Source organism: Panacagrimonas sp. (assembly GCF_965216805.1).
GTDB lineage: Bacteria > Pseudomonadota > Gammaproteobacteria > Nevskiales > Nevskiaceae > Panacagrimonas.
Genome location: NZ_CBDCGN010000001.1, coordinates 23,364 through 39,652, shown reverse-complemented (window position 1 = coordinate 39,652; position 16,289 = coordinate 23,364). Strand labels below are relative to the sequence as shown.

Here is a 16,289-nt window from a genome sequence, read left to right as displayed (position 1 = left end):
TGTAGCTGAAGGTGTCGACGCCGCTGGTGCCCGGATTGGGGGTGTAGGTAATGGTGCCGTTGGGATTGAGCACGACCGTACCGTCGGTCGCGGGGCCGACGCCGGTGACGGTGAGGGTGTCACCGTCGACGTCGGTGTCGTTGTCCAGCACGGTCACGGTCACAGGCTGACCGGGATTGGTGCGCGCAAGGTCGTCCACCGCATTGGGCGGATCGTTGACCGGCAGCACGGTGACAGTAACGGTGGCGGTGTCGGTGCCGCCGTTACCGTCGCTGATGGCGTACTGGAAGCTGTCCGTTCCGTTGAAGTTGGGATTGGGGGTGTAGGTGACGGTGCCGTTGGGATTGAGCACCACCGTTCCGTTGCTGCCCTGGGAAACGGCAGTGACGGTGAGCGGGTCGTTCTCGGGATCGGTGTCGTTGCCCAATACGGGCACGATGACTGCGGTGTCCTCGTTGGTCTGCACCGTGTCGTTGACCGCATCGGGCCGCGTGTTGACGGGCGGCGGCGGCTCATCGACGTTGATGGTGACGGTGGCGGTATCGGTTCCGCCCTGACCATCACTGATGGTGTAGGTGAAGCTGTCTTCCTGCACCGGGCCCGGGTTGGGGGTGTAGGTGACGGTGCCGTTCGGGTTGATGGTGACGGTGCCGTTGCTGCCCTGGGTGACGCCGGTAACGGTGAGCGGATCGTTTTCAGGATCAGAGTCGTTGCCGAGCACCTGGATGATGACGGGCGCATTGGTGGCGATGGTGACGCTGTCGTTGACCGCGTCCGGCGCGGTGTTATCCGGCGGGGGCGGAGGCGGGTCGATGACCTCATTGACCGTCACGGTCACCGTGGCGGTATCGGTTCCGCCCTGTCCGTCGCTGATGGTGTAGGTGAAGCTGTCGTTGCCGCTGGTCCCCGGGTTGGGGGTGTAAGTGACCGTGCCATCAGGGTTAATGGTGACAACTCCATTGCTGCCCTGGGTGACACCGGTGAGCGTCAAGGGATTGCCATCAGGATCTGTGTCATTACCCAGCACGGCGATGGTGACGGGCTCGCCTTCGTCGGTTACGGCACTGTCGTCTACCGCATCCGGCGGATTGTTGACCGGCGGGGGCACGACCACTTCGTTGACCGTGACGTTCACGGTGGCAGTGGCGGTGCCGCCCTGCCCATCACTGATGGTGTAGGTGAAACTGTCGTCACCATTCGCCCCGGCGTTGGGCGTATAGGTAACCGTGCCATCGCCGTTGATGGTGACGGTGCCGTTGCTGCCCTGGCTCACGCCGGTGATGGTCAGAGGATCGCTGTCGCTATCGGAATCGTTGCCCAGCACGGCAATGACCACCGCCTGATCCTGATTGGTCACGGCGGCGTCGGCCACGGCGACGGGCGGAACGTTCTGCGGTGGCGGGGGCGGAGGGGGCGGCGTTTCGGTATCGCCAGTGTCTTCGGTCAACGAAGACGGGGTGAAGCCCTCGAAAGCGGGCGGCGAGGTAGTGACGCCGGCCGTGGTGTCCAGCGTTTGCGGATCGATGTTTTCGACCACCCGCAGCAGTCGGACGAAGGTGTGTCCTTCTTCCGCACCCGCGCTCGCAGGGCCAGCGGCGGTCGGCTCCAGCACAGTGTTCAAGTCACCGTCACCGAAGATGGCCTGGGTGATCTGGTCAACGCTTGAAATCTGCCCTTCGTCCGGCCCCGGATATTCGGTACTGGAAAGTTCAGCCGTCATGGCGACGGTCTGGCCGGGGCTCAATGCAAGCTGGCCACCGTCGGCGAGCAGCAGCGTCACCTTTCCATTGCCCGAGGGCAGCGCCGTATCGCCTTCGCGCACATGATCCCCGACCATCAGGTCGCGGATGCCACCATCCGCCGAGCGCACCTGAACCAAGCCCTGAATCGTCTGAACCTTGCCAATGATGTCGCCAGCCATTTGAGTCTCCACGTGCGCAACCGGATGGTGCGTCTGATACGTGCGCTCAAATTACTGCGGCCGGCAAGGTCCGACCATTGGACCGAGGTCCAGTATGCAGCTCAGGGGATAGGCTATTCGCCGCTGGCGGGGCGGCGGAGCAGCAGGACCAGTTGCAGGCGGTCACGCACGTCCAGCTTGTCGAAGATCGCACCCATATGCGCCTTGACGGTCCGCGGGGTGATGTTCAGGCGCCGCGCGATTTCCTTGTTCGACGCGCCCTCGGCCACCTGCAGTGCGACGTCCCGCTCTCTGGGCGTCAGGCTGTCCAGCACCGCTGGGTTCCCGGGCATTGCGACGGTCACGCGCGCGATGGCGGCGGCAGTGCGCGCCATCAGCTCCGCGCCCAGCCACAGGCCGCCATGGGTTACCACCAGCGCGACCTGGTTCAACATCGGTGCCGAGGCCAGCGCGTGGCAGTAACCGCGAACACCCAGCTCGAATGCGGCAATACCCTCTTCGGGCGCGGGATTCAGCGACAGCGCCACCAATACCAGGTCGGCGCGCCGCGCCTTGAGCGACGCAATCCAGTCCAGCCGGGTGGCGTCCACCCACACGACCGCTGTTTGCTCTGCTTGGCGCGCCGCATGCTCCGGATCGGCCACGACCGCGACATCGCCGAAGACCTCTGACCAGGATCGACCCCAAGCAGCGTCAGGGCCCAGCACGACATGCGCGCTCATCGCTCCCTCAGCGCGTTGGATTGCGCCCGCAGGACGGGCTTGAGCAGATAGGCCAGAACCGTCTTTTCGCCGGTGATGATGTCCACCTCCGCCACCATGCCGGGAATGATGGGCAGGTCATCGCCAAGCGTTGATCGGTGCGTACGCACCCGAACGACGTAGTAGGCGCGATCTTTCTCGTCGATCACGGTGTCGGCCCCGATCTGGTCGACCTCGCCCTCCAGGCCGCCGTAGATGGCGAAGTCATAGGCGGTGAACTTGACCATGGCCGCTTGTCCGGGCGAGAGGAACGCGATATCCCGCGGCGAAATACGCGTCTCCAGCAGCAAGACATCATCCAACGGCACAATTTCAACGAGGTCCTGCCCCGGCTGTACGGCACCGCCCAGCGTATTGACCAGCAGCCGCTTGACCGTTCCACGCACCGGCGAGCGGACCTCCGCCTTGTTGACCCGATCCGTCAGGGTGTCGCTGGATTCAAGCAAACTATTGAGTTTGGCCATGGTTTCCGATAATTCGGCACGCCACCGGTTGCGCGCGCTCAGGGTGTATTCCTCCACCTTGCGTAGCGATTCGGCCAGGGCCGAGCGCGAAACCTGGATCTGGGTACTGGCCAGATTGCGTTCGCCGGTCAGAGCCGAGACCTCGCGCTCCAGGCGCAGCACTTCGACTTCCGAAACGGCACCGCTGGCAACCAGCGGCTTGGTGACCTCCAGTTCCCGAGTCGCCAGGCTCAAGCCGCGGGTGGCTTGTTCAAGCTTGCCGGTGGCGCCCTCGATCTCGCGGCGACGCTGTTCGACTTGTTGAAGTGCGATGGCAATTCCCGCCTGCACTTCATCACGACTGGACTCGTGCAAGGCCATTTCACGAGCAACGATCTCCGGGGCCTCGGCGGCCTCCTCAATCGGCGGCACGAAGGGGGTATCTGCCGTCAGTGCCTCCAGGCGTGCCGCCCTGATCCTGAGGGCGAGGTACTGCGAGCGGTTGTCGCGCAGCGCGGACTCGAAACGGGTGGGGTCGATACTGAGCAGCAGTTCGCCCTTGGCCACCTGCTGTCCGGCGCGGACCAGAATCTGCCCCACCACGCCGCCATCCACGGACTGCACGATCTGCAGTTGTGTGGAGGGGATGACCCGCCCCTCTCCTTTGGTTACTTCATCAATCTTGGCCAACGCAGCCCAGATGACCAGCACCACCAGCGTCAATCCGGTCCACCGAATCAAGGCGCGTGCGCGCAGGGGTTCCTGCTGCAAGCGCGCCCAGTCCGCGTCTGCACCCCAGCCCGCATTGGCGTCCGGCGGCAGCGGCACCCATTCGCGCAGTCGCCGCTCGATCCAGCCGGGTTGCTTGGTCTCTTTGTCGGTGGGTTGGGTCATGCCTAAGCCTTTTCGATCTGCCCGCTGCGCAGCGCGGCGACCACCCGGTCCTTGGGCCCATCGGCGACGATGCGTCCGGAGTCGATCACGATCAGCCGGTCCACCAGTTCGAGCAGCGCCGTGCGGTGGGTCACGATGACCACCGTACGCCCGGGCACAAATTTCCCCAGGCGCTGCCTGACCGCTTCCTCCGTGCTGTGGTCCATGGAGCCAGTCGGCTCGTCCAGCAACAGGATCGGCGGCTCGCCCAGCACGGCGCGGGCCAGCCCAATGCCTTGCCGCTGGCCGCCTGAAAGGGTTTCGCCGCGCTCTCCCACCAGCATGTCGAATCCGCGAGGATGTCCGTTCACGAAATCCGTCAAGGCGGCAACTTCAATCGCGCGCACCAGGGCCTGATCGTCCGCCAGCGGCATCCGCATTCGCAGATTTTCCCGCAGCGTCCCGTAGAACAGCGTGACGTCCTGAGACGCATACCCGATGCTGCGGCGCAGTTCAGACGGATCGAGTTGGCGAAGGTCGATTCCGTCGACTTGCACCGCGCCCTGATCGGGCTGATACAGACCCAGAATGAGCTTGTGCAGAGTGGTCTTTCCGGAACCAACCCGGCCGAGGATGCCCACCCTCTCTCCCGCAGCGATGTTGAAGCTGACGCCGCGTAGCGCGGCTTGCTCCTGCCCGGGGTAGGTGAACGAGACGTCCTTGAAGGCGATAGACCCGCTAATTGCGGGCCGGCTTACAAAGCCCGAATTATCCGGCCGCTCGATATCTCGATTCATGATCTGATCGAGCGAGTCCAACGCGGTGCGTGCGTTGTGATACTGCATCATCAGTCCGGCGGCCTGTCCAAGTGGGCCCATGATGCGCCCGGACAGGAAGGTGGCCGCGATCAGCCCGCCCATCGACAATTGCTGATCGATGATCAGGTACACCCCGAGCACCACGATGCTCACGTAAACCAGTTGCTGCACGAACTGCGCGCCGGTCAATGTGGTCATCGACAGCAGCCGTAACCTCGTGGAAATTCGCGCCAGGTAGGTGGCACTCTCCTCCCACTTGCGCTGCATGACGCCCTCGGCACCGATGGACTTCACCGTCTCCAGCCCGACCAGGCTCTCCACCAACGTGGCGTTGCGCAGCGAACCCGCTCGATACGTGGTTTCGCTCAGGGCTCTCAGCGGCGCCTGCATGGTCCAGGCGTATATCGCCACGATGACGATGCCCACCAGCGGCGGCAGCACCAACGGCCAGGCGATCCACATCATCACCAACAGGAATATGAGGGTGAATGGCAGATCGATCAGCGCTGCAACGGTTGCGGAGGTGATGAAATCACGGACCAGTTCAAAAGCCCGCAGATTCGCCGCAAAAGATCCCGCTGAAACCGGCCGCTCGCGCATGCGCAACCCAAGCACGCGCTCCATGATGTAGGCCGACAGCCGGACGTCCACGCGGTTGCCAGCCAGATCCAGAAAGTGGCCGCGAATGGTGCGCAGCACCAGATCGCCGATCAAAACGATTGCGACGCCGATGGCCAATACCCACAGCGTCTCCTCCGCATGATTGGGCACGACGCGGTCGTACACGTTCATGACAAACAAGGGCAGGGCCAGACCGAACAAATTGATCAAAGCAGCCGCGCGTAGAGCGTCCCGATAGAGCGGCCAGTTGTCACGCATCACGCCCCAGAACCAGTGCCGATGCTTTTGCCTGCCCACTTCCGGCGCGCGAGCGTCGTAGCGAAAGTCAGGCCGCAACAGGATCAAGCCGCCGGTGCTGGTCGCTTCAAGGTCCGCCAGGGACATTTCTTGTTCGCCGCCGCCGGCGCCCGGGTCGCGAAAGCGGACCGCGCCTTGTTCGCGGTCAATCGCCAGCAAAACGATCGACTTGTCGTCCTTGAGCAGTGCAATCGCCGGGAGTACGCCGGCTCCAAGCTCAACCTCGCCCGAACGGACAAACTTCACCGACAGCCCGGCCCGCTTCGCCGCTCGCGGCAGCAGCGTCGGCGTGAGTCGCCCCTCGACCAAGGGCAATCCAGCGACGGCAAGCTCCCGGCTCAGCGGACGGCCGTGGCCCAGCGAAATCATCAGCAAGCAGTCGAGCAAGGCGTCTGAGGCCTCTTCTTTGTTCACAACGTATCCGAGGCACTTCTTTGGTTAGCGGTGACGCGCTGCCGATGGCAGCTCCCCTGGCCGGCATGGTATCCCAACATTTTGGCGAAACCGCGCAGATCGCCCGCACTTTGGTCGCTGGACATTCGCGCTTCGTCGCAGAGCCGTCGGACGGCACACTGGAACAAACCCAGTGGAAGTGTCGGCGTCCACATGGCGATAAATGTCAAAAATTAAGACGCGGCGGTCAAGCGACGCGACCGTCACAGGATCAAGATCGCCCTATCGAATCGCAGGAGCCGGACCGATGGATGCGCTGACCACGACGCTGGTGGAACTGATGGGCCCGGACGTGGACTGGAAGCAGGTGCTGCTGATCGGGATGTCGCCGATCTTCGTGATCGCCTTTCTGGTCGAGTGGCAGGTGATGCGCGGGCGCGGTCAGCGTGCGCAGTTCGAATGGCGTGACATTCTGGCCAACCTGTCGCTAGGCGGCAGCTACCAGGTGTTCGAAATCGGCGCGCACATTCTGATCACCGGCGTGGCCACCGCTTGGGTGTACCAGCATCGCTTGTTCGATGTGCCGATCAACGCCTGGACGATCATCCCGATCTTCATCGGCGTGGAGTTCTGCTACTACTGGTTTCATCGCAGCAGCCATCGGGTGCGCTGGTTCTGGAGCGCGCATGTGGTGCATCACTCCAGTGAGCGCATGAACTTCACCACCGCGATGCGCCAGAGTCTGCTGTATTCGATCACCGGCTGGTGGCTGTTCTTCTGCCCGTTGATTTTCCTTGGCGTGCCGCCGGCGGTGGTGTTCTTTCTCTATGCGGTCGATCTGGCCTACCAGTACTTCGTCCACACCGAGAGCGTGGGCAAGCTGCCGCGCTGGTTCGAGTACGTGTTCGACACGCCGTCCAACCACCGCGTCCACCACGGCCGCAATCCGCAATACATCGACAGGAACTACGGCGGCGTGCTGATCCTGTTCGACCGCTGGTTCGGCACTTACGAGGCGGAACAGGAAAAAGTCGAATACGGCATCGCCACGCGCCAGCCGCACAGCCACAATTTTCTGGTGCTGAACTTCCACGAGTTCATCGACATGTGGCGCGATGTGTTGCGGCGCGGCCCAGTGGGCCAGCGTCTGAAGCACCTGTTCATGCCGCCGCAGTGGGAGCGGCCGGGCTCAGCCTTGCCGGAAAACGGGAGGGCGTTTGCCACGGATGTCACGGATACGCGCGGCTAGACGCTGCCCCGGCGAAAATTCAGCCGGATCGGCAATGCCGTTCGGTTTTATCCGTGCTGGTCCGTGTGCATCCGTGGCAAAAAATCAAACCGGTTGATCTTCAACGCGCCGTGGTCCCGCCGTCGGCCACCAGGATGGTGCCGTTGCAGTAAGCCGATTCGTCGGAGCCCAGGTAAAGGCAGGCGTAGGCCATTTCTTCGGCCGTGCCGGGCCGGCGCATCGGCGTGATCGCATCGGCCATCGTCGGATCCTTGAACAGCGGCGTGACCGACGCCACCATGCCGGTATCGACAAATCCCGGGCACAGGCAGTTGGAGCGGATGCCGTCCTTGACGTAGGACACCGCCAGCGAGCGGGTGTAATTGATGATGGCGCCCTTGGTGGCGGTGTAGGCATGCGCATCGGGCACACCGATCATGCCGTAGATGGAGGCCAGGTTGACGATGACGCCGGCCTTCTGTTTCTGCATCTGCGGAATGGCCAGCCGGCACATGTAGAACAGGGAGTCGAGATTGATGGCCATGACCTCGCGCCATTTCTCGGGCTCGCAGGTGGCGGTATCGTTCATCGATCCGGGGCTCTTCTCCTGCCAGCTGTAGCCGACACCCGCGGCGTTGACGAGAATGTCGATGCGACCAAAGGCTTTCATCGCTGCATCGAAGGCGGTCTGCGCGCCGTCGGGAATCGACAGGTCCGCTGCGGCAAACACGGCCTTGCCCTTGGCCGCCTTGATCTGCTTGACCACCGCTTCGAGCTTGGACGCCGTGCGCGATACGCAGAACACCTTGGCGCCCTCTGCGGCGTAGAGCTTGGCGGTGGCCCTGCCGATGCCGTCTCCCGCGCCCGTGACCAGCACCACCTTGTTGTCGACTCGACCCATGACTCCTCCATCGGTTGCGGCGTCCGCAGGCGCGTGGCCGAACGCTTCGATTAATTGATTGATCGGGTATTGTTGAAGTCGGAAGCGTAGGACAATATTGCCCGACCAACAAGGAAATCCCGGCCCGGTCCGGCCTGCTGCCGACGCGGCCCGCGGTACCGTCTTGCAGGATCGATCGAAGGTGAATGAAGGCCGCAACCGCCAGTAGCCGCCCCCCCCATTCCTCCACCGAGATGGTGTCGGCGGAGACTGCTGTTGCGCGCACCCTGGTACGCACCGAGCACGGCCCCAGTTCGCCCGATGTGGTGGTGGACTCGATCAAGCACGGCATCCTGCTGGGCCGTTTCGTGCCCGGACAGCGCCTGATCGAAGCCGACATGACGCGCGACTACAAAGTCAGCCGCGGTCCGGTACGCGAGGCGCTCAAAAGGCTTTCCGCCGAGGGAATCGTGGCGCTGAGCCGCCATCGCGGCGCCTACATCCGTCTGCTCACGCGCCGCGAAGTCATCGAGATCCTGCAGGTGCTTCAAGCCGTGGTGGGCCTGGCGGTGCGGCTGGCGGCCGTGCGGATGCGGAAAAAACCCGAGTACCGTGCGCGCCTCAAGATCGCCTACGACAAACTCAGCGAGCATGGGCCGATTGGCGACCGCGTGCTGCAGTCGATGGATCGCAACGGGTTCTACGACGCCATCTTCGAGATTGCCGGCAATCGCGAACTGGCGCGCCTGCACCCGGTGGTGCCGACCCAGATCATGCGCATGCAGGTCTACCCCTACCTGGCGGTGAGCGACCGCAAGCAGCAGTTCGCAGATTACAAATTGCTGTACGACGCCATGCGCGGCGGCCACAGCCGCGACGCGCACCGCATCGTGGTCAGTCACATCCGCCGCAGTCGCATGCAGATCCGCAAGCTTCCCGACGAGGCGTTTGCCGCCGACGCCGACACGGGCGGCTGAGCAGGCCCACAGTCCGGCCCCCGAACCGGGTGGACGCGCCGCCAGCCTGCGGGGCCAGGGACTCAAGGGTTAGCCCTGATGCGAGGACCGCAATCCGCATGGCACTATCGCGATCCCATTCGAAAATGCACTTTAGTGCATTCAAGGAGAGCCCCATGGCCGCCCAGATCGACTCGCGCTACGATTTTTCGCCCAATTTTGTCGAGGTACTGGGCTCTCGTATGCACTATATCGACACCGGCGGCGACGGCCGCGCCGTGCTGTTCCTGCACGGCAATCCCACCTCCAGCTACCTGTGGCGCAACATCATCCCGCATGTTGCCGCCACTGGCGCGCGTTGCGTCGCCCCCGACCTGATCGGGATGGGCAAGTCCGACAAGCCGGACCTGGCGTACCGCTTCGAAGATCATGTGCGTTACATCGACGCGTTCATCGAGGCCCTGGATCTGCGGCGGGTGGTCCTGGTGATTCACGACTGGGGTTCGGCGCTGGGCCTGAACTGGGCACGCCGGCACCCCGAACGGGTCGACGGCATCGCCATGATGGAATTCATCTCGCCGGTGAAAAGCTGGGACGACTGGCCGGACCCGATCCGGCCGCTGTTCCAGGCGTTCCGCGCCCCCGGCGCTGGCGAGGAGCTGGTGATGGACCAGAATGTGTTCATCGAACAGGTGCTGCCGGGTGCGGTCGCGCGCGGACTCGGCGAAGCCGAAATGCAGCACTACCGCGCGCCGTTCATCGATAGGGCTGCACGCAAGCCGATGCTGAGCTTCCCGCGCGATCTGCCGATCGCGGGCGAGCCGGCCGACGTGGTGGCGACCACACAGGCGTACATGGATTGGTTGGCCGGCAACCCGGTGCCCAAGCTGCTGTTCTGGGGCACGCCCGGCATTCTGGTGACCCCGGCGGACGCGCAGCGCTACCAGCAGACCCTGCCCAACCTGCAAACCGTGGATATCGGCGACGGCCTGCACTACCTGCAGGAAGACCAGCCCGATCTGATCGGTCGCGGCATCGCGCAATGGCTGCCGTCATGAGCGCGCCCGCGATCAGCCGCTTCCCGGTACCTGCGTTGGACACGCTGCCCGAGGACGTGCGTGCGCGCATTCTCGCGGTGCAGGAAAAATCGGGCTTCGTTCCCAACGTGTTCCTGGCTTTGGCGGCGCGGCCGGACGAATTCCGCGCCTTCTTCGCCTATCACGACGCCCTGATGGACAAGCCGGGCAACCTCTCCAAGGCCGAGCGCGAGATGATCGTGGTGGTCACCTCCAGCCTCAACCAATGTCAGTACTGCGTGGTGGCGCATGGGGCCATCCTGCGCATCCGCGCCAAATCGCCCGCGATCTCCGAACAACTGGCCGCAAACTACCGCAAGGCCGACATCACGCCACGCCAGCGCGCCATGCTGGACTTCGCGGTCAAGGTCTCGCGCGAAGCACCGGCGGTCGACGAGACCGACTTCGAGGCCCTGCACGGCCACGGCTTCTCCGATGACGACGCCTGGGACATCGGCGCCATCAGCGCCTTCTTCGCCCTGTCCAATCGCCTCGCCAATTTCATGAGCCTGCGGCCCAACAACGAGTTCTACGCGCTGGGACGTTAGACCTCCGGACTCCGGGCTTTTTTGGGTTTGGAGGCAGGCCTCGGTCTGGTCATGCCCGCCGTGCTGCACCGCGTCAGTGCTTTTGCGTTGCCATGCGCGGATACTGGCCTGCGCGACCTCGGGCGACCAGGAGACTACGGACATGGATCAAGCCACATCGCACCCGATGGACGATTTTCCCGTACGCCAGTTGACGTTCGACATGCAGCGCGTGGGCGACCACAACGTGGTGTGGAGCCGGACCTGCCCCGAGTTCTCGGTATTCATCAACGCGCTCGCCTTGCACGTGCCCTACTTCGAGCGGTACCTGATCCACACCATGCGCACGGTGAAAGACCAGATTGGCGACCCGCAGTTGCGTCGCGACATGTCGGCCCTGATTGGCCAGGAAGCACATCACGCCAAGAATTTCACTCTTTTCAATCAAGCGCTGGCGAATCGCTATCCCAAGGTCGGACAGCATGACAGCGATGCCCGCGAGGATTTTGCGCGACGCGCCAGGATCGATTCGACCAAGCACCTGGTGGGCTTCACGGCTGGTTACGAAACCTTCACCTTCCTGGCCGGCATGATCATCCTCGACAACCACGACAAATGGTTCGCCGACGCCGACCCGGTGATCAAGGCGATGTGGGTCTGGCACCAGGTGGAGGAAGTCGAACACGGCGCAGTGGCTTTCGAGGTGTATCGGCAGCTCTACGGCCAGCACGAGTGGTATCGCAAATGGATGGTGCTCAAGGCCCTCACCCACATTGCGCTGCAGACGCTCAAGACCTATCCGCACATGACCAAGGAGGAAGGCTGGCTGCGCAATCCTTTCAACGCAGCGCACAAGCTGGGCTTCTGCGTGCTGATGTTGCTGCGACTGCTGCGCGCCGCGCTGCCGGTGTTTCGAAAGGATTACCACCCGCGCCGGCATCCGATGGCCACCACCAAACAAAACCCGATCCAGATCGCCTGGCGACGGTTTCAGGGCCGGGGCGGCGATGTGCTGGAGATCGATCGCGAGAAGATGGCCAAGATGATGGGCGTGCCGGCGCCGGTATAAGCCCGATACACCGTGCGACGCGGTACCAGGACAGGCGCCGTTGAGCAGCATCAACGCGCCAGCAACTGCGCCAGTTGCAGCGCCGACTCGCGCAGGCACTGCGTCCACGGCAGGCCCACGATGGGCTGCCCGCTGAGCGAATCCAGGAACGGCATCTGCTCGCCGTCACCGATCACGTAGCGGTAGTCCATGGTGATCTCGCAGCCCGCCGGGAGATCGGCCAGGGCAAACACGAAACCCAGATGCCACAGCGCGGTCGGCGCGAACGCATGGTTGATGTAGCACTCGTCGCTCCATTCCGGCGTCAGCGAAAAACGATCCTCGAACCAGCGCACGCTGGAACGCACCTCGATGGAATCTTCGGCGTGGGTCCGCAATCGCGCCTCCGGCCACACCGTGTGGATGTTGTCCGGTGCCACCAGCACCCGGCCGCACGCGACCGGCTCTTCCAGAAACAGGCCTTGCCCGGCTTGCGGGATACGCGAAGCCTCGATTCGATAACGCGGAACGATCAATGGCGGGTTCCGGATGGCTCGCTGTCGGCGGCCGCGAACAGCTCTCTTGCCTGCGCCGGCGTGAACACGTAGTCGCGACGGCAGAACTCGCAGGTGACACTGGCCTGCTGTTGCTCGGCCAGGATGGAATCCACTTCTTCGCGGCCCAGAGCGATCAGCAGGCGCGCAATGCCGGCGCGATCGCAATTGCAGCCGACATGCACCGTCTGCGTCTCCAGTCGATGCACTGCCGGCGCATCGGCGAACAGGTTGGCGAGCAGCCGATCCACCGGCGTGCCGAGCAGTTCGTCGGCGGTCAGGGTTTCAGCCAGGATGCGCAGATGCTCCCAGTCCTCGTCGTTACCCCGGGCGGACTCGATCGGCAGGCGCTGCAACATGAACCCGGCCAGTTCATCGCCGCGCACCGCCAGGCGAATCAGCGTAGGCAGTTGCTCGGACTGCGCGAAGTAGGCTTGCAACGCGTCCTGCAGGCGCTCGCCCTCGATCAGCACCAGGGCCTGGCTGGCGGCTCGTTTGCTGTCGGCGGGCTCCACCATCAATGCCAGCACGCCGCCTTCGAGCAACTCGCGAAAACTGCCCTGCGCGCCATCGGGCGCCTTGGCCATCGCGCGCACGCGAAGACGATGATCGATCTGGGCCACCATCAGTTGCGCACACGATTCGCGGATGGTGCGCGTACCCGGCAGGCTCTGGAACTGCAGATTGATGCGACCTTCGAACCGCAGATGCGTCGCCAGCAGAGGCATCGCCGCCATCACCTCGCCGAGCAGCGTGCGCAAATCGTCGGAATAGGCGCGGTGACCGAGCATGTCGGCCACCCCTTCGCGCAGCCGCACGACGGCGCCGTGCGCAACCTGATGCTCGAAGCCGAAAGGGATCAATACGTTCATCCAGGACCCTTTGTTCGCCAGTCGGGCGAAGCATGCGCCGAAGACCGCACGGGCCCGGGACGCTCCGACAGCCCGCCGCAAATGCGGGTCAAGGCGCCAGTTTCTCCTTGAGCAAGCGGTTGAGCGCCTCCGGATTGGCCTTGCCTTGCGTGGCCTTCATGGTCTGGCCCACGAAGAACCCGAACAGCTTGTCCTTGCCGGAGCGGTATTCCTGGAGCTGCTTGGGGTTGCCCGCCATCACCTGCTCGATGGCCGCGACGATGGCGCTGTCGTCGGTGATCTGCACCAGGCCCTTGGCCTGGATGATGCGGTCGGCATCGCCTTCACCCGCCAGCATCGCCTCGAACACGTCCTTGGCAATCTTGCCGGAAATGGTCTTGTCCGCCAGGCGCCGGATCAGGCCGGCCATCATGTCGGCGGACACCGGCGACTCCCCGATCTCCTTGCCCAGCTTGTTCAGCGCGCCGAGCAGGTCGCCGCTGACCCAGTTGGCGCAGAGCTTGGGATCGGCGGCGCTCAGACGCACCACCGCCTCGTAGTAATCGGCCAGCGCGAATTCGCCGGTGAGCACGGTGGCATCGTAGCGGGCCAGACCGTAGTCCGACATGAAGCGGGTGCGCTTGGCTTCCGGCAGCTCCGGCAGCGTCGCCCGGATGCGTTCGCGATCCTCGGGCTCCACCACCACCGGCAGCAGGTCGGGGTCCGGGAAGTAGCGATAATCGTTGGCGTCTTCCTTGGTCCGCATGGCACGCGTGGTGCCGGTGCCGGGATCGAACAGGCGGGTTTCCTGGACGATGCGGCCGCCACCTTCGATCACCTCGATCTGGCGCTCGATCTCGTACTCGATGGCCTTTTCGACGTAGCGGAAGGAATTGACGTTCTTGGTCTCGGTGCGGGTACCGAATTTTTCGGCGCCGCGACGACGCACGGAGACATTGGCGTCGCAGCGAAAGCTGCCCTCCTGCATGTTGCCGTCGCAAATGCCGATGTAGACGACCAGCTGGTGCAGTTTCTTGAGGTAGGCCACCGCCTCGGCCGCGGAGCGGATATCCGGCTCCGACACGATCTCCAGCAAGGGCGTGCCCGCACGATTGAGATCGATGCCGGTGGCACCGACGAACGCCTCGTGCAAGGACTTTCCGGCGTCTTCTTCCATGTGCGCGCGCGTGATGCCGATGCGCTTGACCACGGGCTCGCCGCCCTTCTCGGCCGCAGGCAGTTCGATATCCAGATGGCCGTGCTCGACGATGGGCAATTCGTACTGCGAAATCTGATAGCCCTTGGGCAGGTCCGGATAGAAATAGTGCTTGCGCGCAAACACGCTGCGCTCGGCCACGGTGGCGTCCACTGCCAGGCCGAACTTGACCGCCATCCGCAGCGCATCGGCGTTGAGCACCGGCAATACGCCGGGCAGACCCAGGGTGACGCCGTCGGCCTGGGTGTTGGGCTCGGCACCGTATGCGGTGGCGGCCCCGGAAAAAATCTTCGACTTCGTCAACAGCTGGCAATGCACTTCCAGTCCGATGACAGCTTCCCAGTTTTGATCCATCACTCGAATCCCTTCGGCGTGCGCATGTGCGAGCTGGTGGCCTGCTGATACTGATGCGCGACGTTGAGCAGGCGTGCTTCCTGGAAGAAGTCCCCCATGAGCTGCATGCCCACGGGCAGGGCGTTGACGAATCCACAGGGCAGGCTCATCGCCGGGATGCCCGCCAGATTGGCAGCGATGGTGTAGATGTCGTTGAGGTACATCGCCACCGGGTCGTCGGTCTTGGAGTCCAGTTCGAAGGCGACGTCGGTGGTGGTGGGCCCCAGGATCACGTCGCACTGCTGGAAGGCCTTGCGGAAGTCCTCGTAGATCAGCTTGCGCACCTTCTGCGCCTGCAGATAGTAGGCGTCGTAGTAGCCATGGCTGAGAACGTAGGTACCGATCATGATGCGCCGCTGGACTTCGGCGCCAAAACCTTCGCCGCGGCTCTTCTTGTACAGCTCTTCGAGACTGCGCGAGCCTTCCGCCCGATGGCCGTAACGCACGCCGTCGAAGCGCGCGAGGTTGCTGGACGCCTCGGCCGGGGCGACTACGTAATAAGTCGGCACCGACAGCGGCGCGTTGGGCAGCGAAATGTCCACCAGGGTCGCGCCCATCTCCACCAGTTGTTTCACGGCGGCCTCGACGCAGCTGCGGACTTCCGGCATCAGGCCTTGCGCAAAATATTCCTTGGGCAGCCCCACGCGCAGCCCCGCTATCGAGCGGCCGAGCTTGTCGGCATAGGTTTCGGGCTCGCGCTGCACGCTGGTGGAATCGCGGGGATCGAAGCCGATCATCGCCTGCAGCACCAGCGCGGCATCTTCGGCACTGCGCGCGAGCACGCCGCCCTGGTCCAGACTGGAGGCGAACGCGATCATGCCGTAGCGCGACACCCGCCCGTAGGTGGGCTTGATCCCGGTCAGATTGGTCAGCGCCGCCGGCTGGCGGATCGAGCCGCCGGTATCGGTCGCCGTGGCCGCAGGCGCCAGACCCGCGGCGACCGCGGCGGCAGAACCGCCGCTGGATCCCCCTGGCACGCGACGCAGGTCCCAGGGATTCCTGACCGGTCCGTACCAGCTGGTTTCGTTGGACGAACCCATGGCGAATTCGTCCATATTGCACTTGCCCAGCATCACCATGCCCGCCTCGGCGTGCAGCTTGGTCACCACGGTGGCGTCATAGGGCGCGACAAAGGTATCGAGCATGCGGCTGGCGCAACTGGTGCGCACGTCGCGGGTGCAGAAAATATCCTTCTGCGCCAGCGGAATGCCGGTCAGCGGGCCAGCCGTCCCGGCCTTGAGTGCGGCGTCGGCCGCATCGGCCTGGACCAGCGCCTGTTCGCGGGTCACGGTGATGAAGCTGTTGAGCCGCTGATCGTGCGCGGCGATGCGGTCGAGATAATGCTGCGTCAGTTCGCGGCTGGAGAATTGCCGGCTGCGCAGACCCTCCGCAAGTTGTTTGATCGAAAGGTTGTGCATGGAAACACGGGAATC

General features: G+C 64.0%; 14 protein-coding genes. 5 read left to right on the top strand and 9 right to left on the bottom strand.

The features are described 5' to 3' along the window. The 4 genes from ACOOHP_RS00205 to ACOOHP_RS00190 all read right to left on the bottom strand — a co-directional run. A partial coding sequence (locus tag ACOOHP_RS00205) for a retention module-containing protein (RefSeq protein WP_420464453.1) occupies window positions 1–1,921 on the bottom strand: 1,921 nt, incomplete at its 3' end. Between the two features lie 113 nt (window positions 1,922–2,034). Continuing rightward, on the bottom strand, window positions 2,035–2,565 hold the full coding sequence (locus tag ACOOHP_RS00200) for a response regulator transcription factor (protein WP_420464452.1): 531 nt from the start codon (window positions 2,563–2,565) through the stop codon (window positions 2,035–2,037). Window positions 2,566–2,639: 74 nt separating this feature from the next. Further along, on the bottom strand, window positions 2,640–3,839 hold the full coding sequence (locus ACOOHP_RS00195) for an HlyD family type I secretion periplasmic adaptor subunit (RefSeq protein WP_420464451.1): 1,200 nt from the start codon (window positions 3,837–3,839) through the stop codon (window positions 2,640–2,642). Window positions 3,840–4,021: 182 nt separating this feature from the next. Beyond that, the gene (locus ACOOHP_RS00190; protein WP_420464450.1) at window positions 4,022–6,148 is read right to left on the bottom strand and encodes a type I secretion system permease/ATPase; all 2,127 of its coding nucleotides are present in this window, start codon (window positions 6,146–6,148) and stop codon (window positions 4,022–4,024) included. Between the two features lie 286 nt (window positions 6,149–6,434). Between ACOOHP_RS00190 and ACOOHP_RS00185 the strand changes: the two genes are divergently transcribed. Beyond that, window positions 6,435–7,376, top strand: a complete 942-nt coding sequence (locus ACOOHP_RS00185; protein ID WP_420464449.1) for a sterol desaturase family protein — start codon at window positions 6,435–6,437, stop codon at window positions 7,374–7,376. Between the two features lie 100 nt (window positions 7,377–7,476). Here ACOOHP_RS00185 and ACOOHP_RS00180 read toward each other — a convergent pair whose 3' ends face one another. Next, entirely contained in the window at window positions 7,477–8,256 is a 780-nt protein-coding gene (locus ACOOHP_RS00180) for an SDR family NAD(P)-dependent oxidoreductase (RefSeq protein WP_420464448.1), read from the bottom strand. Between the two features lie 185 nt (window positions 8,257–8,441). Here ACOOHP_RS00180 and ACOOHP_RS00175 point away from each other — a divergent pair, with 185 nt between their 5' ends. From ACOOHP_RS00175 to ACOOHP_RS00160, 4 genes are all read left to right on the top strand, one after another. Then, window positions 8,442–9,212: a GntR family transcriptional regulator gene (locus ACOOHP_RS00175; protein WP_420464447.1), complete on the top strand. Its 771-nt coding sequence runs from the start codon at window positions 8,442–8,444 to the stop codon at window positions 9,210–9,212. A gap of 155 nt (window positions 9,213–9,367) precedes the next feature. Then, complete coding sequence (locus ACOOHP_RS00170; RefSeq protein ID WP_420464446.1) at window positions 9,368–10,249, top strand: haloalkane dehalogenase; 882 nt, start codon at window positions 9,368–9,370, stop codon at window positions 10,247–10,249. Next, entirely contained in the window at window positions 10,246–10,815 is a 570-nt protein-coding gene (locus ACOOHP_RS00165; protein WP_420464445.1) for a peroxidase-related enzyme, read from the top strand. Before ACOOHP_RS00170 ends, ACOOHP_RS00165 begins: the two co-directional genes overlap by 4 nt. 142 nt (window positions 10,816–10,957) lie before the next feature. Beyond that, the gene (locus ACOOHP_RS00160) at window positions 10,958–11,863 is read left to right on the top strand and encodes a metal-dependent hydrolase (protein WP_420464444.1); all 906 of its coding nucleotides are present in this window, start codon (window positions 10,958–10,960) and stop codon (window positions 11,861–11,863) included. Window positions 11,864–11,913: 50 nt separating this feature from the next. On the opposite strand, the gene ACOOHP_RS00155 is transcribed toward ACOOHP_RS00160, so the two are convergent. From ACOOHP_RS00155 to gatA, 4 genes are all read right to left on the bottom strand, one after another. Beyond that, entirely contained in the window at window positions 11,914–12,378 is a 465-nt protein-coding gene (locus ACOOHP_RS00155) for an SET domain-containing protein (protein ID WP_420464443.1), read from the bottom strand. After that, window positions 12,375–13,268, bottom strand: coding sequence for an Hsp33 family molecular chaperone HslO (locus tag ACOOHP_RS00150; protein WP_420464442.1), 894 nt, complete (start codon window positions 13,266–13,268; stop codon window positions 12,375–12,377). The genes ACOOHP_RS00155 and ACOOHP_RS00150 overlap by 4 nt, the downstream gene beginning before the upstream one ends. Before the next feature lie 88 nt (window positions 13,269–13,356). Next, entirely contained in the window at window positions 13,357–14,817 is a 1,461-nt protein-coding gene (gatB, locus tag ACOOHP_RS00145; protein ID WP_420464441.1) for an Asp-tRNA(Asn)/Glu-tRNA(Gln) amidotransferase subunit GatB, read from the bottom strand. Further along, window positions 14,817–16,274, bottom strand: coding sequence for an Asp-tRNA(Asn)/Glu-tRNA(Gln) amidotransferase subunit GatA (gene gatA, locus ACOOHP_RS00140; protein WP_420464440.1), 1,458 nt, complete (start codon window positions 16,272–16,274; stop codon window positions 14,817–14,819). The genes gatB and gatA overlap by 1 nt, the downstream gene beginning before the upstream one ends. Between the last annotated feature and the right edge of the window lie 15 nt (window positions 16,275–16,289).

What these genes read in the sequence shown, in the direction of transcription:
- ACOOHP_RS00170 (WP_420464446.1), top strand. Translation starts at nt 9,368, where the DNA reads ATGGCCGCCCAGATCGACTCGCGCTACGATTTTTCGCCCAATTTTGTC.
- ACOOHP_RS00185 (WP_420464449.1), top strand. Translation starts at nt 6,435, where the DNA reads ATGGATGCGCTGACCACGACGCTGGTGGAACTGATGGGCCCGGACGTG.
- ACOOHP_RS00165 (WP_420464445.1), top strand. Translation starts at nt 10,246, where the DNA reads ATGAGCGCGCCCGCGATCAGCCGCTTCCCGGTACCTGCGTTGGACACG.
- gatB (WP_420464441.1), bottom strand. Translation starts at nt 14,817, where the DNA reads ATGGATCAAAACTGGGAAGCTGTCATCGGACTGGAAGTGCATTGCCAG.
- ACOOHP_RS00175 (WP_420464447.1), top strand. Translation starts at nt 8,442, where the DNA reads ATGAAGGCCGCAACCGCCAGTAGCCGCCCCCCCCATTCCTCCACCGAG.
- ACOOHP_RS00180 (WP_420464448.1), bottom strand. Translation starts at nt 8,256, where the DNA reads ATGGGTCGAGTCGACAACAAGGTGGTGCTGGTCACGGGCGCGGGAGAC.
- ACOOHP_RS00150 (WP_420464442.1), bottom strand. Translation starts at nt 13,268, where the DNA reads ATGAACGTATTGATCCCTTTCGGCTTCGAGCATCAGGTTGCGCACGGC.
- ACOOHP_RS00160 (WP_420464444.1), top strand. Translation starts at nt 10,958, where the DNA reads ATGGATCAAGCCACATCGCACCCGATGGACGATTTTCCCGTACGCCAG.
- gatA (WP_420464440.1), bottom strand. Translation starts at nt 16,274, where the DNA reads ATGCACAACCTTTCGATCAAACAACTTGCGGAGGGTCTGCGCAGCCGG.